Genomic DNA, 17,895 nt, shown 5'->3' with positions numbered 1-17,895 from the left:
TCTTTAGCTCCAGCTTCCTTTGTCTAAATCTTTAGTCCCAGCTCTCTTCGTTTCAGACCTTCTCTGTTTGTAGAGGGATGGTCCTTTCTTTTGGAAAATTTGGGTTCTTGTTGGGATGTTCGGGTTTTGTGCGGGAGGGGGTGGGGATTGGCAGTGTTTGGTATTGCATGGTGGGATGGTTCGCGGGCAAGCTAGAGAGCACATGATGGGTGCTTCGAGACAAATCAATGGTGGGCAAGGGGTTTCTCGCACGTGGGCGGCGCTGATTGCGCTGCATGACGGCGTGTTTACCGATGGGCGAAAGGATGCGCTGAAACGGCTGGTTATCCAGGCGGGGATTGCGGGGTTTGCGGTGCATCTGCTGCTGGTGCTGCTGGCGCGGAGCTGGGTGGGTGCTCCGCCGCTGGTGGCCGCGGTAGGGACGAACTATCTTTCGGCGATTACTACGCCGTTCAACTTTATTTTGTTTTACGAGGTGCTGACGCTGATTGCGGCGCTGCCGGCCTCGACGACGCGGTCGATTGGGAACCAGTTTGAGATTGTGTCGCTGGTTTTTATCCGGGATGTGTTTCGGGATTTTTCCGGCGCGACGGAGCCGAACTGGATTGCGCAGCATCCGCAGGTGGCGCTGCCGCTGGTGATTGATATGGGGGCGGGGCTGGTGATGTATTTTCTGGTCACCGTGTTTCAGCATGTGGCGGGGCGGCAGGTGGGGATGCCTCCGAGTGAGCATTATCGCGAGGGGCGGCGGCGGTTTGTGATGCAGAAGAAGGTGGTGGCGCTGGGGCTGACGGCGCTGTTGCTGCTGCTGGCGGCTTACCACCTGGTTCGGTTTGGGATGGATGTTTGGGACGCGGGGCAGAAGGGGCATGGGCTGGGGCTGCCGGAGGCGGGGTTCTTTTATAACGACCTGTTTACGGTGATGATTTTTACGGATGTGCTGATTTTGATTTTGTCGCTGGTGATTTCAGGGCGGTACGAGATGGTGTTTCGGAATGCGGCGTTTGTGGTGTCGATTATCTTGATTCGGTTTGCGCTGGAAGAGGAACGGCCTTATGGGGCGGTGATTGGGGTGGCTTCCATGGCGTTTGGGATTTTGACGCTGCTGGTTTTTAATTACCACTCGCGGTTGAGGGTGAGGGAGATGCTGGATACGCGGGTGGGGGATCATTGAACGGCAGGGAGCAAGGGACCGAGGGAGCAAGGGAACAATAAAGGCTAGAGTGCTTCTGCAGCACCTTCGCGGATGGCTCGGGGGATTGCGAGGATTGCGCCGGTGAAGGTCGCTCCGATGGCGATGGCGGTGACTGCGGGCCACCATGGGTATGCGAAGGGGATGGCCAGCGTGCCGGTGAGAAGGACTTTGAAGAGGCCGCCGAGGATGTAGCTGAAGAGCAGGCCCAGGATTGCGCCGGGGATGGCTTCGAGGATGGTTTCCTGCAGGAGGAAGGCTGCGAGGTAGGTGGTGGATGCTCCGAGGATGTGGAGTATTCCGAAGTCGCGGCTGCGCTCAGTTACGTCTACGTATTTTGCCAGTATGGCGATTAGAAAGCTTATCCAGAAGACGATTTCGAGCAGGTTGGAGAGCCAGTGCGCGATGTTGGCCTGACTGGGGTCTGCCGGGGTGGAGTGGAGGACGGCGATTTGCGTTAGAAGAACGCCGATTTCTATGGAGATGATTAGGCCGGATTTGAGGAGCCTGGTTGGGGTGGCTTGCAGGTTGCCGATTATCAGGGGGTGAATCAAATCGGTGGCTCCGGGGATGCCGTTTTGGTTTTGTGGGAGAGCTTGGATGGGAGAAATGTTGGTTGGAGTATCCCTGGTCCCCAAATGCGAGGGACCAGGGGCACCCGATGTTTGTGGGAGGATGGACTTTTCTTGTCCCTTGTCCCTGTTCCCTACTCCCTGCCTTATTCGCTTTCTTGTCTTACGTAGGGTTTTTGCAGGTAGAGTCTGGCCTCGTTTAATGCGCCTTGCGTGTTGTCGTTGGTTTGGACGGCCAGGCGGTATTCCTGTACGGCGCGGTCACGTTGGCCGGTGAGGTCGAAGATTTTGCCGATTTCTATGTGGGCCCAGACTTCGGTCCAGCGGGGCTCGTCGTCGCCGCGGAGGCAGTCGCGGTAGGAGTTGATGGCGGACTGGTAGTTCTTCTGGGTGAAGAGGATTTCGCCGATGCGGTAGTTGGCTAGCGATGACTGCGGGTTGGCTTCGAGGGCTTTTTGGTATTGTGCCAGGGCTCCTATCAGGTCGCCCTGTGCGACTAGCTGCTGGCCTTTGAGGATGGCGATGCGGACCTGCAGGTCTGGCGTGGATTTGAGGAGCCAGTTTTGCGGGTCGATGGAGATGCGGCGCGGGCGTCCGAAGGTGTCCACGATGTACTGGCTTTCGGTGCCTACTACGTCGATTTTCTTGGTTTCGGTTTTGCCTTCGGTTTCGACGCGGAGCTCGACGGGCATGCGGAAGAGGTCGAGGTCCTGATTGATTTCGCCGACGGTGCGGAAGCCTTTGTTATTGCCGAGGCGGTAGACGGCGTACTTGTTGGTGAAGGTGGGCGCTCCGGTGCCGTCTACCCACTGGGCGAAGAAGGGCGTGAGGTTTTGCTGGGACTGGGCTTCGGCTACCTTGTAGAGGTCGGGGGCGCGGATGCCCTGATCGGTATATTGCGAGAGCGCGCCTTTGAGGATGTTTTTGAAGGCGGTGTCGCCGACTTCCCAGCGGAGCATGTGGAAGATCATGGCTCCTTTTTCAAAGGTCTGGGATTGGAATTCGGGCGAGAAGGGCGAGAGGCGGCCTGAGCTGGAGAGCGGCGTGGTGTCGTAGGCGAGCGCGCCGGCGGCTACGTCCTGCATGGCGGCGTGCATGGCGTTGCGGCCCTGTTCGTCTTCGATATACATGAGCTCGGCGTAGCGGCACATGCCGTTGGTAATCCATGCGTCAGAGAGGGTGCGGGGACTGATCTCAGAGCTGAACCATTGGTGGGCAATGGTGTTGGCGAGGAGGCGTGCGGATTTGTCGGCGGTGTGCGAGCCCATGATGGCGGCAAGCTCGGGCGCCCAGAAGGCGGGGAGGGTGTCGTCGGGTAGCTCGACTACGTTGAGGTGCGAGATTTCCGGCTGGCCGAAGCTACTGATGAAGTAGGCGTACTGCTTGACGGCGGTTTGTGCGAGGTCATTGGCGGCGGCGCGGTGGGCTACGGTGAGGTAGACCTTGACGGGGCCTGCGGAGGCGGGGTCTACGTACTGGCCGGCGATGAGGGTGCCGGGGAAGCCGGGCTTGGTCCAGTTGAAGTTGAACTCGTCGGCAGGTTTGCCGTTGGCGAGGGTGCCGGGGTGGGAGGAGCCGGTCTGGCCGCTGGAGAAGACGCGGATGCCCTGCGGGACCTTGACGTGGATTTGCGCCGTGAAGCGGTCAGTGAGGTAGCCGGTCATGGGGAACCAGCGGGCGGGGTAGAGGAGGTAAGTGATGGGCTCCTGAATGGCCGCGAGCTTGAGGCCTTCCACGGGGCCGTCTTCATTGCCGGTGATGTTGCCGTCGTACTCGAAGGTCCAGTGGGACGGGGTGGTGTGGGAGACGGGCGAATTGGGCGTGATGCGGACGGAGCCGTCGGCTGTGCGCTCGCCGGTGAGGGTCTTGCCGGAGTCGTCGGTGATTTTGGAGATTTTGAGCGCGGGGTGGAAACCGAAGGTGATTTGGTCGGCGTTGTCGGGGGCGGTGAAGGTGACGGTGACCTTGGCCTGCAGGTGATGGGCGGCGGTGTCGATTTCCGCGTCGATGTTGTAGGCGGTGACGTTGAGGATGGGGCGTTCGGCGCGCTGCGGGATGATGGGGCCCGCCTGAGGGGCGGCCTGGGCTGCGGCTTTGGGTGTGACGAAAGACAGGAACAAGATGGCGGCGAGGACGAAGACGGCGCGGGGAAATCGGGAATGAGCGGGCATCGCGGTGGTTGTTCCTTCTTGCAATGAATCTTACTGCTTTTGGTGATGGGAAGTTCGTAAAGACATCCCTCGGGGGCTAAAGCCCCATTCCTAACTTGCTGAGCCAATGTGCGGGCTAAAGCCCGTACCCTTCATGTTGCTGAAGCCTATTTCGAACTCGTTGAGCCGATGTACGAGTTGAAGCCTATGCCCTTCATGTTGTTGAGTTGCCGTATGTGCCCCTCCCTGCTGTTTTGGAGAGCAGGTCGAGGGTGATTTCGGCAACGCGGTCGATGGCGGTGCTGTTGTGGTTGGGGTGCAGTTGGTCCCGGAGTGCGGCTAAATCCTGCATCATGGACGCGCGTTCGGGGCTGTCGGGTAGCAATGGGCGCAACTCCTTCACGATATTGGACGCAGTGAAGTCGTGCTGGATGAGTTCGGTGACAATTTGCTTACCAGCGATGAGGTTGGCCATGGCTACGTGAGGGACATCTACTACGCGTTTGGCGATGGCGTAGGTGAGGGGGCTGACGCGGTAGACGACTACGAAGGGGTTGCCGATGAGGGCGGCTTCTACCGTGGCGGTACCGCTGGCTACTACGCTGGCTCGGGCGTGGAACAGGGCGGCTCTTGCGTCGGAGACGAGGTGGATGGGGAGGCTGGGGGCTTCGGTGGCTATGAGCTGGCGGACTTCTTCGCGCTGCGGAGCGGTTAGAGTCTGCGCCAAGGGGAGAAGAAATTCGGGTTCGGGATACTGGAAACCGAGGCGGGCGTTTTCCGCGTAATCGTCGTAGAGGAAATGCGCGGCTTGGAGCATTTCGGGGAGGTTGGCGCGGATTTCTTTGAGGCGGCTGCCGGGGAGCAGTCCTATCCACTGTTTGCTGGCGTCGATATTGTTTTCCTGCGCGAACTGTTCGCGGTGGATGGTGGGCAGGGGCAGATCGGCCAGGGGGTGGCCTACGAATTCGGCGTTGACGTTGCGCTCGCGGTAGAAGGGCTCTTCAAAGGGGAAGATGACGAGCATCTTGTCGATGTACTTCTGGACTTTTTTGATGCGGCCTTTCTTCCATGCCCATAGCTGCGGGCTTACGAAGAAGATTACGGGAATTCCCTGACGGTGGAACTCTTCGGCCAGCTTGAAGTGGATGTCGGGGAAGTCGATGAGGATGGCGACGTCTGGTTTGCGCTGGGGGATGGAGGCTTTGAGCTTGCGGAATTCGGCGTAGATGCGGGGGAGATGGCGGACGATCTCCGTGATGCCCATGACGGCTACGTCTTCCGCGCGGACGATGCGGTCGAGGCCCGCCATGACCATGCGGGGGCCGCCCATACCTACGAAGTTCAGGCTGGGGTCACGCTGCTTGAGGGATTCTATGAGCATTGCGCCGTAGTGTTCGCCGCTGGCTTCGCCAGCCGAGATGAAGATGGTGGGCATTGACTACAGGGTACAGGGTACGGGGTGCAGGGGACAGGAAAAGCAAAAGCCGGGGAGGAGTGGGGTGGGGTGATGATTATCCCATGTCTCCAAACAGAGGGAGACATGGGGCACCCGGTACCCGGCGTGAAAATCAATGCCTCTGGAAAATGGGCATAGCCATACTTCTGCCTGTGCTATCTGTGGATACTTTGACGGCCGATTCTATTGCTATCACGTAGTGATTTTCGCTCGGTTCAAATCCTAATAGCCAGACTTTGGCTACTCGACATCCATCCAATGCCTGAGCAAGCAAATCGCGCGCAGCCATTGGAGTATCACTTCCCATTGTAACTTTTGTGTTTATTAGCTCGTTGTCTATCATTCCTCCGCGATCAATAGGAGCGATGTTTCGCTTTGCGGCTACCAAGCTGAGGATTTGCTGGATTGTTTCTTCTATTGTTCGAGTGTCTTTCGGAAGAACGATACGAGTGCTGAGTATCGGAAGTTCTGAGTTGTTATATCGAATAGTCACAGTTAATCGATTATCCGCACCTTTGATTATTTCAGCGAGAGCGCCAGTCACAGACGCTCCTGACTTTATAAGAGTTTGAACAAACTGCTCCTCTTCGGATGGATTTGTAGAGTTCGGCTGGGCAATTCTTATACGGAATGTGCCACCGATTGGGATTGGTTTAGACCTGGTTGTGTAATCAAGTTGTGTCTCAGGAAATTCTCCCTCTTCATAATCGAGTACCCAACCATATTGGCGTCGAATAGCTGCGACTGCCTGTTGGGTAGGGCGTGGGCTGCTAGCGGTGATGCTCATGCTGTTATCGGGATTTTGTTCGATTACAGCGTGAGGGATGAAGGGCCGCTTTTCATAGGATGTGCTCGCCGGGGGCATTTGTGCGGCGAGGTTGTGCAGCGTCGTTGCGCAGCTAATAAGGAAAAGGAATTTCGCAGAATACACATGTGCTACAGCTTTCCAGCGCTCAGCATAAATATGCCAACTTGTTAATTGTTGAGTGTGCTGCATATTCCCTCCCGGCAATTTGTTACGGATGACTTATTGACTGTTCCAGTTAGCGTAACTTGTGGGTCATATAGATATATCGGCGAATTGCTGGAACACTGCGCGCTGAGAGCTTGATACATTACAAATCCGCATGGAAAAGTTGTGATAATAGGTGTGCTTGATTTATATGGAGAATTGTTGCGGATGTATTCTACGGAACCGGCTATGAATCCAACAGAATCTGGGCCCCATTGATTGCTGCTGGATACCGGTGGCCATGTAGAACCTTCTACTGCTGGATATTCAGGGACATATGCAGGATTAACGCTTGAGTTATAGCAACTATCTTCTCCCTGTTGGGCCGCATATTCGGTAATAATCCAATTTGAAAAGTTTCCGCTTCCGCCAGAAAGTGTCATCTGAAAATTAGTAAGTGTATTACTGGCTGGATTCGCTCCAACAGCTACAGTACTTTCAGAGGTGGGTGGCGCGGGACATTCTGGTGGCGCTTCCCCGCCCCCACCGCTCCCTTCATAAGGGGCGTCGTTGCATTCGCAATTTTCAAGGTCATATACGCCTCCTTCATCGCCGCATTCATCGTCTTCTTCTTGTAGTTCGTCGGGAGTTGAGTCCAGACAATAGTCATTGGGATTAGTTGCCATCGGTCGCGCGCTGCTGTTTCCGGGCAGCGTGATCCGGTTTGTGGCGAGGATGTGTGGCCTCCTTGCTATTTGGCGAGCTTCCGGGGACAGGTTCATTCGCCTGCCGCTTTGCCTTGCGTTTTCATAATAGGCGAGAACAACTTCATCCATTTGCTGGGCTGTGGACGTGGCCAGATTTTGATGAATGGAATCGACGAGAGCGGATTCATCCCTACCCAATTCACTGAATAAGGAATGAATGATTTCTTTGGACATTGCTGACAGATGTTTGGTTTGTGGATGCGATGCCCGGTCCGCCTCAACAACCGCAGCTCCTTCCCTCCGCGTGAGAAACGGCTGCGCTCAGGATGACAACTCGTAAATTGGTGGGGCTATTCTTCGTGGGTGCAGCGGCAGTTGCGGCAGAAGGTGTGGTTGAGGCGGTGGGCGGCGATCATGAAGGCGCTGCCGGTGAAGGTGATTAGGACTTCCATCCAGTGGGCGGGTAGGGAGTCGCCCCAGAAGGCTCCGGCGAAGATGCAGGTGAGGCCGATGGCCATGAGGACCAGCGTGTGCGGGCGGCGGTGGGTGCGGTAGCCGGTGATGAGGGCGGATGCTCCGACGGCGGTGACTACGATGGCCAGGACGCGGTGGGTCTTTTCTTCCGAAGGGAGGAAGTGGGCGAAGACTGCCGAGAAGGAAATGAGCAGCGGCGTGAGCAGGCAGTGGACGACGCAGAGGGCCGATGCTCCGATGCCGAGGTGGTCGGCGGAGAGGGCGAAGGGCTTTCTGGTAGTGGCTGGCTGTGCGTCGCACATGGGCGGCTGTCTCCGGTTCTTCTTTGGTGATGTTTTAGTTTATATGGAGTTTTGTGGGACGGGAATTGGAGAATTGGCTGGATAGGTATCCCTGGTTCCCAAATGCGAGGGACCAGGGGCACCCGAAGTTTGTGTGAAAAACCTACCTTTATTGCGCGGTTAGCTGGGCTACTTCGCGGCGCGCCTGAACGGACTGGGCTAGCTCGCTGAGCATCTTGTGCGTGGTGGGCCAGTCTACGCAGCCGTCAGTGATGCTTTGGCCGTAGACCAGTGGCTTGCCTGACTCCAGCTTTTGCGCGCCTGCTACGAGGTTGCTCTCGATCATTACGCCGAGGATGTCGGTGTTGCCTGCGGCTACCTGCGCGGCGATGTCGCTGGCGACGAGGGGCTGGCGGGTGTAGTCCTTCTGGCTGTTGGCGTGGCTGCAGTCAATCATGATGCGCGGGTCGAGGCCAGCGGCTTTTATCTTCTGGCTGACTTCGGCTACGCTTTGCGCGTCGTAGTTGGTGGACTTGCTGCCGCCGCGCAGGATGATGTGCGTGTCGCGGTTGCCGGTGGTACGGAAGATGGCCGACTGGCCGTTCTTCGTGTGGCCGAGGAAGGTGTGCGAGATGGCCGCGGCGCGTAGGGCGTCGATGGCGATTTGCACGTCGCCGCTGGTTCCATTTTTGAAGCCTACGGGGCAGGAGACGCCGCTGACCAGTTCGCGATGGGACTGCGATTCGGTGGTACGCGCGCCGATGGCTCCCCAGGCTACGAGGCCGGCGAGGTACTGCGGGGAGATCATATCGAGGAACTCGGTGCCAGCGGGGACGCCCATCTCGTTGAGGTCGATGAGGAGATTGCGGGCGAGGCGCAGGCCGTCGTTGATCTGGAAGGATTCGTCGAGGTAGGGGTCGTTGATCAGGCCCTTCCAGCCAACGGTGGTGCGGGGCTTCTCGAAGTAGACGCGCATGACAATGCGGAGGTCGCGCTGGAACTCGGCGATGGCGGACTTGAGGAGTTCGGCGTACTCGACGGCGGCGCGGGTGTCATGAATGGAGCAGGGGCCGACGAGGACGAGCAGGCGCTGGTCGCGCTTGGCGAGAATCTGGTTGATGTCGATGCGCGAGTTGAAGATGGTGGCGGCTGCGTTTTCTGAGACGGGCCGTTCTTCTTCGAGAAAGACGGGCGGGAGTACGACTTTGTTGGAGAGAATCCTTAAATCTTCAATCAAGGGCTGCATGGTTGCTGGTTCCTGACGGCGAAAGGGCCAAGAGGGTCTTCTTTTTATGGTAGCAGGAAGCAGGGTATAGGGGATGGGGTATCAGGTATAGGGGAAAGCAAAAAAAGCTGCTGCTGGTGCTGCGTCGCTCTTGTGTTTTGTGGCGGGACAGCGCTCCCGGTCTTTGGTTTTGTCCTTCTCTACACCCGATACCCCATCCCCTATACCCGCTTTATTGCGCTTTGGCTCGCAATGTCAGGATGACGCTTAGGATTACGAGGGTTGCGCCGGCGAGGGTGCGGAGGGTTACTGGCTCGTGGGCTACGAAATAGCCGAGGGCTACGGCGACGATGGGGTTGACGTAGGCGTAGCTGGCTACTCGGGTGGCGGGGAGGTGGCTGAGGAGCCACATGTAGGCGACGAAGCCGAGCATGGAGCCTACGGTGACGAGGTAGGCGATGGCCAGGAGTCCGCGCTGGGTGAGGTGCGGGAAGGGGTGCATTTCGCCTATCAGGGCGGAGAAGAGGAAGAGGACGGCTCCGCCGAGCATCATGGTGCAGGCGGCGGTGAGCGTGCTGGAAGAGGGGACGTCGAGGGCGCGGCGGAGGACTCCGCCGAAGGCCCAGGTGGCGGAGCCTATGAGGATGGCGAGGGCGGGCAGGAGCGGGATGGCGATGGTGCTGCCGGGGAGCATGAGGACTACGACTCCGGCAAAGCCGAGAGCGGTGGCGATGCCGAGGGTGGCGTTCCACTTTTGCTGGCGCAGGACTGCTACCTCTGCGATGAGGGTGAAGAGCGGGATGGTGGCGGCGAGGAGGGACGAGATGCCGGAGGGAATGGAGTGTTCTCCCCAGAAGAGGGCGGCGTACTCCACAGTGAACATGAGCAGGCCGATGAGGAAGAGATTGCGCCACTGGATGGGCGTGGGGTTGGCTGCGCCGCGGAGGCGGAGGAAGGTATAGAGCAGGACTCCGGCGGTGAAGAAGCGGGAGCCGGCGGCGAAGACGGGCGGCATTTCGAGGACCGCGATGCGGATGCCGAGGAAGGTGGTTCCCCAGAGGATGTAGATGGCGAAGAAGCAGGCCAGAACGAGGAGTTTGCTGGGCTGCTGGATTTCGCGGGTGACTGGTGTTGTGCTCATGGGGTGATTTCAACTTTACCGGATGTTGGGTGGTGGTTTGGAAAAGCAAACCTCAGGGGCTAAAGCCCAGTGCTTTTTATTTGCCTTTTGTTGCCGGGATAAATCCCCGGCCTACCAGTTGTGCTTGTTGCAAAGCAGTTCAAAGCTGGGATGGTTTGTGGAGTTGGCTCCGTTAGACTGATGGGGATGACGAGACTGAAGTGGATTGTGGCTGGTTTGCTGGGAGTGGGCTCGCTGTTTTTGGGTGGGTGTGGGACGCCGGGCGCGCCGCAGCCGCCTAGTCTGCATTTGCCGCAGCGCGTGGGGGATTTGAAAGCGGTGCGGGCGGGGAACCAGGTTACGCTGACGTGGACGAATCCCAAGCGCGATACGGATAAGGTTGCCCTGACGGGTGATGTTACGGCTGCTGTTTGCCGGGTGGAGGGGCCGGGGGCTGGGCTTTGCGTGGATGCCGGTGTGGTGAGCGCGGCTCCGGGTGCGAAGGGGCAGTTTGTGGATTCGCTGCCGTCTGCATTGGCTGCGGGTGCGCCGCGGGGGCTTAGTTATTTTGTTGAGTTGAAGAATAAGCGCGAGCGTTCGGCGGGGAAGTCGAATGCGGCGGTGGTGCTGGCGGGGGAAGCTCCGGCGGCGGTGGCGGGGTTTGCTGCGGAGTTGAACAAGAGCGGCGTGGCGATGCGGTGGGCTGCGGGGGATGGGGCGCAGGCTGTACGGCTGTACCGGACTTTACTCAAACAGAATGGGTTGACGGCTCCGGTGAAGAAGAAGGAATCGGGGCCGCTGGGTGCTCCTAAGGAGCAGACCGAGCTGTGGCTGCTGGTGGATTCCGATGCGGGGCGGGCTCTGGATAAGTCTGTCAATTATGGCGAGAGCTATGAGTACCGGGCGCAGCGCGTGGCTCGTGTGACGGTGGATGGGCAGTTGATTGAGCTGCCGGGGGAGATTTCTGCTCCGGTGCGGGTGGATGTGCAGGATGTGTTTCCGCCTGCCGTGCCTGCGGGGCTGGCGGCTGTGGCTACTCCGGCGAGTGGCGTGAGTGCGGCGGCGATTGATTTGAACTGGCTGCCGGGGACGGACCGCAATTTGGCGGGGTATGTTGTTTACCGGCGCGAGGGCGATGGGGAGTGGGCGAGGGTTTCTCCTGCGAAGCCTGTGGTGGGGCCTGCGTTTCATGATGCAGCGGTGCAGGCGGGGCATACGTACCGCTATGCTGTGAGCGCGGTGAGCTTGACGGGACATGAGAGCAAGCGGTCGGATGAGGCTGAGGAGTCGGTGCCTTCTAACTGATTGGGGGATTTGCGAATGAAGTACTGCCGGTTTCGCTTGGATGGTAAGACGCTGTATGGGGCTGTTGAGGAGCGCGAGGGCGAGCCGTGGGTTGTGGGGCTTGTGGATGCTCCGGAAGAGGATTTGGGATTCCAGATAGAGCATGGCGGGTTGAGTGCCGGGGTGGAGTTTGAGGCGCTGCCGCTGAAGAGTATGGATCTGCTGGCTCCGGTTACGCCTTCCAAGATTGTTTGCGTAGGACGGAATTATCGCGACCATGCGAAGGAGTTGGGGAACGAGGTTCCCGCGGAGCCGCTGCTGTTTTACAAGCCGCCTTCGTCGCTGCTTGAGCCGCGGGGCGTGGTGAAGATGCCTGCGGTTGCTGAGCGCGTGGATTTTGAGGGTGAGCTGGCTCTGGTAATTGGCAAGCGCGTGAGCAAGGTGCATTTTGGCGTGCATCCGGGCGAGGATTGGCGGAGCTATGTTCGCGGGTATGTGCTGGCGAATGATGTGACGGCGCGCGACTTACAGAAGAAGGATGGGCAGTGGGCGCGGGCGAAGGGGTTTGATACGTTTTGCCCGGTGGGGCCGTGGGTTTCGGATGAGATTGAGCCCCATGAGGGCGTGGAGATTGAGACTCGCGTGAATGGCGAGGTAAAACAGCATGGGTCTACCGCGGATTTCATTTTTTCGATTCCGCATTTGCTGACGTATATTTCCAACGCGATTACGCTGGAGCCGGGAGATTTGGTGCTGACGGGGACTCCGGCGGGTGTGGGGCCGTTGAAGGCCGGGGATACCGTGGAGGTTTCGATTGCGGGGCTGGGTGTGTTGTCGAATAGCTTTGCGGCGGAATAGAGACGAGTGACGAAGGACGAGGTCCGGGCGGGGCGATTGTTATCCCACCCTTGCGGCAGAAAAAGCCGCAAGGGTGGGGCACGGGGCTTTTGTGGGATATTTGTGCGGTCTCAAACTGCGGGGCGGCGAGTAACCGGGCGTTCACCCGGAGCATCCAAACGGGCGTACACTGGAAGAGATGGCGCGTTCTGCGCACTGGAGGAAATAGATGGCGAATCTTTTGGAGCAGTTGCGGAAATATACCGTGGTGGTTGCCGATACGGGCGACATCCAGGCGATGGAGCAGTTTAAGCCGACGGACGCGACGACCAACCCTTCCCTGATTACGGCTGCCGCGCAGATGCCGCAGTACCAGGCGATTGTGGATGAAGTGCTGAAAGGCGCACGCAACGACAAGGGCGAATCGGCGAGCGATACGGATGTGGCGAATCTCGCATTTCAGCGCTTGGCTGTGGCCTTTGGCAAAGAGATTTTGAAGATTGTTCCGGGACGCGTTTCGACCGAGGTGGATGCGCGGCTCTCGTATGACACCGAGAAGACGATTGAGCAGGCGCGGGCGATCATCAAGCAGTATGACGAGGCGGGCATTGGCCGCGACCACGTGCTGATTAAGATTGCTTCGACGTGGGAAGGCATTCGCGCGGCTGAGGTGCTGGAGAAGGAAGGCATTCACTGCAACCTGACGCTGCTGTTCGGCATTCACCAGGCGGTGGCTTGCGCAGAGGCAGGCGTGACGCTGATTTCGCCGTTCGTGGGCCGCATTCTTGACTGGTACAAGAAGGACACAGGCAAGGACTTCCACGGCGCGGACGATCCGGGCGTGCAGTCTGTGACGAAGATCTTCAACTACTACAAGAAGTTTGGCTACAAGACACAGGTTATGGGCGCGAGCTTCCGCAACATTGGTGAGATTACGGAACTGGCGGGCAGCGACTTGCTGACGATTTCTCCGAACCTGCTGGCGGAGCTTGAGAAGACCGAAGGCGAACTGCCGCTCAAGCTGGACGCGGAAGCAGCGAAGGGTCTGGAGATTGAAAAGATCCACATCGATAAGGAAGCCTTCGACAAGCTGCATGCGGAAGACCGCATGGCGCACGACAAGCTGAAGGAGGGCATTGATGGCTTCTCGGCGGCGCTTGTGAAGCTGGAAACGCTGCTGGCGAACCGCTTGGCAGAGCTGGAACAGCGCACTCCTGCGGCGGTTTAAGCGAGTTGTCTGGAATGAAAAGGGCGGCCTTTGGCCGCCCTTTTTATGCCTGCCAGGTTGGGAAAGAATTCGGTAGAAAGATGGGCGCGAGAGTAAGTCGATAAATTTATGTTCTGAGAATCACAACTCCTGTCTATGCAATGTGTCTAACGTAACGGAATTGTGTGGCTGCGCCAGCTGTGGCGCATAGGGTTACATTCCACTCGCAAGGGTGGTTCTGAAGGCAGGGACAAAGAGACCGAAGGACAAACCTAAGTCCCTCGGTTCGATTAAGATTCCCTGTGCATCCAACAACAACGGCTGAATTCCATGAGTGGAATTCAGCCATTGTTTTCTTGTCTCTGTCCCTTGTCCCTGCCTATTTCATTCTCGTCGCCGTCAGTTCTTCTGTTGCTATGTCGCCTACTTTGCGGGTGAACTTGATGCTGTCGCCGTCGATTTTGCCGGTGTAGAGGATGCGGAGGTCGTTGCCCTGGAAGTTGAGTGTTTCTACGAAGCTGATGTTGTCGCCGTCGATTTTGCCTTCGGTGATGTCGGTGGCGCCGGACTGCTCGTTGATGGCTTTGCCGGTTAGTTTGGAGCCGTCTACGTGAAATTCAAAGGTGTACTTCTGGGTGCCGATTTGCGTGTCAAACTGTGCGGCCCACTTGCCGTTGAAGTCGCCGGCAAGGGCGGCGGCGGCGGAAAGCAGGAAGAATAAGGACATAACGCATAATTTGCGCAGCATAGAACCCCCGTTTCCCTATTATCCCTTAGGCGCGAATCATACCATCGGGTGGATGTTTGTCGCAGTGAGCAAATTCATGGAGCATGGTGTAACTTTCCATGCTTGTTTTCCGTCTTCCAACACACAGGGCAACGGGGAAACCGCGGCTTTGGAAGCAAAAATACGTACGGGAGAGTGTTGGTATGTTGAAGAAATTTGCTCTTGCGCTGTTGTTCATGGCGCTCGGAACGGTGACGGCATTTGCGGCGGATGTGACGGGGAAATGGACTGCTTCGGTGGAGACGCCGCGTGGCACGCAACAGTTGAGCTTTGATTTCCACGTGGACGGAACGGCGCTGACGGGCAAGATTACGACACAGCGTGGTGACTCCGATATTTCGGACGGTAAGGTGGATGGGGACACGATTAGCTTTAACCAGAAGGTGAGCTTTAACGGCAACGATATGACGATTGCCTACAAGGGTACGGTGAGCGGGGACAGCATCAAGTTCACGCGCACCATTGGCGAGCGCCCGCCGACGGAGTTTACGGCGAACCGGGCTAAGTAGCGGGTTTCATGGGCGTCCTCCCGGTGATTTAGTAAGCTGGTAGCCAACTTGCTTTGCTTTATGTTGTGCCAGCGTGTGAGAGATTGCCGGGGGGATGCTGCTTGAGAGCTCGCTATTGCAGATTTTTGGCGGCTGCATTTTTCTTTGTACTTGCGCTGTGTATTTTCGCGCATGCAGAGACGCCGGTTTTTGATGCGACGCATCTGCGCGGGCCCAGCGAGCTTAAGGCGCAGTGGCTGGTTCATGCGGGAGATGACCCCGCGTATGCGCGCGCGGATTTTGATGATTCGCAGTGGACGCCTTTTGACCCCACCAAATCAGGTCAGGATATTTTTGGCAAGAGTAGGCCATCGGTTCTGTGGTACCGGCTGCGGGTGAAGGTGGACCCGGTGCAGAAAGATCTTGCGCTGGAAACGAATAACCTCGCGCGGGCGTTTGAAATTTATGTCAACGGGGAGCGGGTAATTACGCTGGGAAGAATTGCTCCTCCCGTTCTGTATACCTTTGGAGCGCACGTTGTTGCTCCGATTCCGAGCAGCCAGATTGCCACGGGCACGCTGCTGATTGCGATGCGTGTTTACGTTACGCAGGCTGAGTGGTATGAGGGTCAGGTTGGCTATGGCAGCAGCAATCTGCGCATTGGCCAGTATGACGTGCTGCGGGACACGGCATGGCTTCGCGTTCTGGGCGGAAGCGTAGTGGATGGAATTGCCGACCTGCTCTTTGTGGCATTGGGTGTTGCGGCGCTGGTATTGTTCTTTTCGCAGCGCAAGCAGGGAGAGTATTTCTGGGTGGCCTGCATGGCCACGCTCTTTTTCCTCCAGGGGCTGGCGTCGGTTCTTGAATCCGTGGCGAATATACCGCTGTTCTGGAAGGTGCTTGCGGCTGCATTGGACCTTGTGGGTCCGTGGGTGTGGGGGACGCTGTACTTTGCGTTTGTTCACCAACGCATTGGATGGCGGTGGCGTACTTACTTTGTGATTGCCGGGATTCTGCAGGCGGCCTCCAGCGTTGCATCGGTGTATTACCCCAACAACATTTCCTATGCGCCGTACCTGCAACTGCCGTCTGTGCTTTTGCAGTCGTTCATTATTCCTGTTGTGCTGATTCGGCATTGGCGCAGGGGGAATCGTGAGGCGGGTATTCTGCTGATTCCTGTGGCTCTTTTCAGTCTGCAGATGTATGCGCTGATTATGACGGTCGTTCTCTTCCTGATGTCGATACAGCAACAAGCCGCGGTTTTCTGGATGAATACGCTTCAGCATAATTTTGTGGGGCCACTGTACGTTTCGAGCGACACGGTGAGCAATATGCTCGCTACTATTTCGATGGGAGTGATTATCCTGCTGCGGTCTTCGCGGATGAGCAAGCGGCAGGCGCAGCTTGATGCGGAACTGGAAGCAGCGCAGCAGATTCAGCAGATGCTGGTGCCGGAGAAGACGGACTCCGTGCCGGGGTTTGCGGTGGATGCGGTGTATCTGCCGGCGCAGCAGGTGGGTGGGGACTTCTTCCAGGTGTTTCCTGCAGGGCAGGATGGGTTGATGGTGGTTGTGGGGGATGTTGCGGGCAAGGGATTGCCTGCGGCGTTGCTGGTTTCTACGCTGGTGGGCGCGATTCGTACAGCGGCGGATGAGACGCATGCTCCGGATATTTTGCTGCAGAAGCTGAACGAGCGTTTGCTGGGCAGGTCGTGTGGTGGATTTACTACGTCGCTGGCTGCGTATATTGCCAAGGACGGCACGATGACGATTGCGAATGCGGGGCATCTGCCGCCGTATCTTGACGGCAAGGAAGTGGAGTTGGCGGGTGCGCTGCCGTTGGGTGTTGCTCCGGCGATGCGGTATGAGACGCGGCAGGTACAGGTGCCGCAGGGCGGGCGGCTTACGTTTTATTCCGATGGCGTGATTGAAGCGCAGAGCCACAGCGGGGAGTTGTTTGGCTTTGAGCGTGCGCGAGAGATTGCGGGAGAGAGTGCGAGTGAGATTGCCAAGCGTGCGCAGGAGTTTGGACAGCAGGACGATATTACGGTGGTGACGATTGCGCGGGAGAAAGCAGTAGCCTCGGCTGCTTGAGCCGAGGCTACTGTGACTATGCGATTGTTTCCCACGTGCTGCAGTCGGCTGAGTGGAAGATTGCTTCAATCACTTTCATGTTTTCGATTGCGTCTTCTAATGGCACGGGGACTTCTGTGTCTTCGAGGATGGCGCGGGAGAAGGCATCGCCCTGCACGGTGTACTGGTCGGCGATGGGGAACTCTTCGCTGAGGATGCCGCTGCCGGTGAGGTCGCCAGTTTCATCAATGAAGATGCGGGTGTGGCGGTCGGTTGGGGCGTTGAAGGGGATTTCGATTTCGATGCGTCCACGGGTACCGAAGAAATGCACGCGCTGGTAGGGGTTGAGCTGCGTGCTGCAGGTGAAGGTGGCCTGGCCGCTGCCGAAGTCGAGCAGCGCGGAAGTGAGGCGGTCGGTTCCGTATGCAGGGTCGCGGTCAACGAGGCCGATGACGCGGTGCGGCGAGTGTCCGAAGCCTACGCGTGCGGCCTGGATGCAATAGCAGCCGATGTCGTAGAGCGCGCCGCCGCCGGATTCGAGCTTGTTGCGGATGTTGTTGGGGTCTACGTTGTAGTAGCTGAAGAAGCCAGAGACGGCGCGGAGGTCGCCGATGCGGCCGTCGCGGATGACTTCCTGCACACGCAGCCACTGCGCGAAGGTGCGAATCATGAAGGCTTCGCCGATTTTTACGCCGGTGCGTTTGCGTACTTCAAGAAGCGTTTCGGCTTCGGCAACGGTGAGGCTTAGCGGCTTTTCGCAGAGGACATGCTTGCCGGCTTCGGCGGCCTTTGCGGTCCACGGCACATGGTGCTGATTGGGCAGAGGGTTGTAGATGGCGTCGATTTCGGGATCGGCTAATAATTCTTCATAGCTGCCATAAGATTTTGCTATGCCGAGTTCGTCGGCGGCCTGGCGCGCTTTTGCTGCATCGCGCGAGGCTATGGCTGTGACTTCGCTCAAGTGGCCCAACTGCATGCCGGGTATGACTTTTCTGACGCCGATTTTTGCAGTGCTCAATACGCCCCAACGAATTTTTTTGCTCATGCGGGGAATGATATCTGCTTGACCGAGGGGGGCACGCAAAACGCGG

At 58.0% G+C, this 17,895-nt stretch carries 16 protein-coding genes; 6 read left to right on the top strand and 10 right to left on the bottom strand.

Features of this window, described 5'->3' with window-relative positions; genetic code table 11:
• Window positions 1–202: 202 nt before the first annotated feature.
• Window positions 203–1,174: a hypothetical protein gene (locus tag AC5S3R_RS14365; RefSeq protein ID WP_494267777.1), complete on the top strand. Its 972-nt coding sequence runs from the start codon at window positions 203–205 to the stop codon at window positions 1,172–1,174.
• 44 nt (window positions 1,175–1,218) lie between these two features.
• On the opposite strand, the gene AC5S3R_RS14360 is transcribed toward AC5S3R_RS14365, so the two are convergent.
• From AC5S3R_RS14360 to AC5S3R_RS14325, 8 genes are all read right to left on the bottom strand, one after another.
• Window positions 1,219–1,746, bottom strand: a complete 528-nt coding sequence (locus AC5S3R_RS14360; protein ID WP_494267776.1) for an FtsX-like permease family protein — start codon at window positions 1,744–1,746, stop codon at window positions 1,219–1,221.
• A gap of 164 nt (window positions 1,747–1,910) precedes the next feature.
• Window positions 1,911–3,935 carry a M1 family aminopeptidase gene (locus tag AC5S3R_RS14355; protein ID WP_494267775.1) on the bottom strand — a complete coding sequence of 675 codons (2,025 nt, stop codon included), beginning with the start codon at window positions 3,933–3,935 and terminating at the stop codon, window positions 1,911–1,913.
• Between the two features lie 193 nt (window positions 3,936–4,128).
• Complete coding sequence (lpxB, locus tag AC5S3R_RS14350) at window positions 4,129–5,349, bottom strand: lipid-A-disaccharide synthase (RefSeq protein WP_494267774.1); 1,221 nt, start codon at window positions 5,347–5,349, stop codon at window positions 4,129–4,131.
• 133 nt (window positions 5,350–5,482) lie between these two features.
• Window positions 5,483–6,367 carry a hypothetical protein gene (locus AC5S3R_RS14345; protein WP_494267773.1) on the bottom strand — a complete coding sequence of 295 codons (885 nt, stop codon included), beginning with the start codon at window positions 6,365–6,367 and terminating at the stop codon, window positions 5,483–5,485.
• Entirely contained in the window at window positions 6,346–7,263 is a 918-nt protein-coding gene (locus AC5S3R_RS14340) for a hypothetical protein (protein WP_494267772.1), read from the bottom strand. The genes AC5S3R_RS14345 and AC5S3R_RS14340 overlap by 22 nt, the downstream gene beginning before the upstream one ends.
• Before the next feature lie 116 nt (window positions 7,264–7,379).
• Window positions 7,380–7,805 carry a MerC domain-containing protein gene (locus AC5S3R_RS14335; RefSeq protein ID WP_494267771.1) on the bottom strand — a complete coding sequence of 142 codons (426 nt, stop codon included), beginning with the start codon at window positions 7,803–7,805 and terminating at the stop codon, window positions 7,380–7,382.
• Between the two features lie 148 nt (window positions 7,806–7,953).
• Window positions 7,954–9,030 (bottom strand): 3-deoxy-7-phosphoheptulonate synthase, encoded by a 1,077-nt coding sequence (locus AC5S3R_RS14330; RefSeq protein ID WP_494267770.1) that lies wholly within the window; start codon window positions 9,028–9,030, stop codon window positions 7,954–7,956.
• 211 nt (window positions 9,031–9,241) lie between these two features.
• Window positions 9,242–10,150, bottom strand: a complete 909-nt coding sequence (locus AC5S3R_RS14325; RefSeq protein WP_494267769.1) for an EamA family transporter — start codon at window positions 10,148–10,150, stop codon at window positions 9,242–9,244.
• A 186-nt stretch (window positions 10,151–10,336) separates the two neighbouring features.
• On the opposite strand from AC5S3R_RS14325, the gene AC5S3R_RS14320 reads away from it, so the two are divergent.
• The 3 genes from AC5S3R_RS14320 to AC5S3R_RS14310 all read left to right on the top strand — a co-directional run bounded on the left by AC5S3R_RS14320 (window position 10,337) and on the right by AC5S3R_RS14310 (window position 13,478).
• Window positions 10,337–11,434, top strand: a complete 1,098-nt coding sequence (locus tag AC5S3R_RS14320; RefSeq protein ID WP_494267768.1) for a hypothetical protein — start codon at window positions 10,337–10,339, stop codon at window positions 11,432–11,434.
• A gap of 15 nt (window positions 11,435–11,449) precedes the next feature.
• Window positions 11,450–12,271 carry a fumarylacetoacetate hydrolase family protein gene (locus tag AC5S3R_RS14315; RefSeq protein ID WP_494267766.1) on the top strand — a complete coding sequence of 274 codons (822 nt, stop codon included), beginning with the start codon at window positions 11,450–11,452 and terminating at the stop codon, window positions 12,269–12,271.
• A 208-nt stretch (window positions 12,272–12,479) separates the two neighbouring features.
• On the top strand, window positions 12,480–13,478 hold the full coding sequence (locus AC5S3R_RS14310; protein WP_494267764.1) for a transaldolase: 999 nt from the start codon (window positions 12,480–12,482) through the stop codon (window positions 13,476–13,478).
• Window positions 13,479–13,836: 358 nt separating this feature from the next.
• On the opposite strand, the gene AC5S3R_RS14305 is transcribed toward AC5S3R_RS14310, so the two are convergent.
• Entirely contained in the window at window positions 13,837–14,184 is a 348-nt protein-coding gene (locus AC5S3R_RS14305) for a hypothetical protein (RefSeq protein WP_494267763.1), read from the bottom strand.
• 203 nt (window positions 14,185–14,387) lie between these two features.
• Here AC5S3R_RS14305 and AC5S3R_RS14300 point away from each other — a divergent pair, with 203 nt between their 5' ends.
• Window positions 14,388–14,753 (top strand): hypothetical protein, encoded by a 366-nt coding sequence (locus tag AC5S3R_RS14300; RefSeq protein ID WP_494267762.1) that lies wholly within the window; start codon window positions 14,388–14,390, stop codon window positions 14,751–14,753.
• Window positions 14,754–14,878: 125 nt separating this feature from the next.
• Complete coding sequence (locus AC5S3R_RS14295) at window positions 14,879–16,825, top strand: PP2C family protein-serine/threonine phosphatase (protein ID WP_494267761.1); 1,947 nt, start codon at window positions 14,879–14,881, stop codon at window positions 16,823–16,825.
• Between the two features lie 16 nt (window positions 16,826–16,841).
• On the opposite strand, the gene AC5S3R_RS14290 is transcribed toward AC5S3R_RS14295, so the two are convergent.
• Complete coding sequence (locus AC5S3R_RS14290; RefSeq protein ID WP_494267760.1) at window positions 16,842–17,849, bottom strand: Gfo/Idh/MocA family protein; 1,008 nt, start codon at window positions 17,847–17,849, stop codon at window positions 16,842–16,844.
• Window positions 17,850–17,895: the final 46 nt, after the last annotated feature.

It is taken from the genome of Occallatibacter sp. FHG110214_02 (assembly GCF_059115385.1).
This window is presented reverse-complemented; position numbering and strand designations above follow the sequence as displayed.

Excerpts from the sequence above, each read along its gene's own strand:
- AC5S3R_RS14345 (WP_494267773.1), bottom strand. The coding sequence starts at position 6,367 with ATGCAGCACACTCAACAATTAACAAGTTGGCATATTTATGCTGAGCGC.
- AC5S3R_RS14300 (WP_494267762.1), top strand. The coding sequence starts at position 14,388 with ATGTTGAAGAAATTTGCTCTTGCGCTGTTGTTCATGGCGCTCGGAACG.
- AC5S3R_RS14365 (WP_494267777.1), top strand. The coding sequence starts at position 203 with ATGATGGGTGCTTCGAGACAAATCAATGGTGGGCAAGGGGTTTCTCGC.
- AC5S3R_RS14330 (WP_494267770.1), bottom strand. The coding sequence starts at position 9,030 with ATGCAGCCCTTGATTGAAGATTTAAGGATTCTCTCCAACAAAGTCGTA.
- AC5S3R_RS14340 (WP_494267772.1), bottom strand. The coding sequence starts at position 7,263 with ATGTCCAAAGAAATCATTCATTCCTTATTCAGTGAATTGGGTAGGGAT.
- AC5S3R_RS14305 (WP_494267763.1), bottom strand. The coding sequence starts at position 14,184 with ATGTCCTTATTCTTCCTGCTTTCCGCCGCCGCCGCCCTTGCCGGCGAC.
- AC5S3R_RS14320 (WP_494267768.1), top strand. The coding sequence starts at position 10,337 with ATGACGAGACTGAAGTGGATTGTGGCTGGTTTGCTGGGAGTGGGCTCG.
- AC5S3R_RS14290 (WP_494267760.1), bottom strand. The coding sequence starts at position 17,849 with ATGAGCAAAAAAATTCGTTGGGGCGTATTGAGCACTGCAAAAATCGGC.
- AC5S3R_RS14325 (WP_494267769.1), bottom strand. The coding sequence starts at position 10,150 with ATGAGCACAACACCAGTCACCCGCGAAATCCAGCAGCCCAGCAAACTC.
- AC5S3R_RS14335 (WP_494267771.1), bottom strand. The coding sequence starts at position 7,805 with ATGTGCGACGCACAGCCAGCCACTACCAGAAAGCCCTTCGCCCTCTCC.
- AC5S3R_RS14310 (WP_494267764.1), top strand. The coding sequence starts at position 12,480 with ATGGCGAATCTTTTGGAGCAGTTGCGGAAATATACCGTGGTGGTTGCC.
- AC5S3R_RS14355 (WP_494267775.1), bottom strand. The coding sequence starts at position 3,935 with ATGCCCGCTCATTCCCGATTTCCCCGCGCCGTCTTCGTCCTCGCCGCC.
- AC5S3R_RS14315 (WP_494267766.1), top strand. The coding sequence starts at position 11,450 with ATGAAGTACTGCCGGTTTCGCTTGGATGGTAAGACGCTGTATGGGGCT.
- lpxB (WP_494267774.1), bottom strand. The coding sequence starts at position 5,349 with ATGCCCACCATCTTCATCTCGGCTGGCGAAGCCAGCGGCGAACACTAC.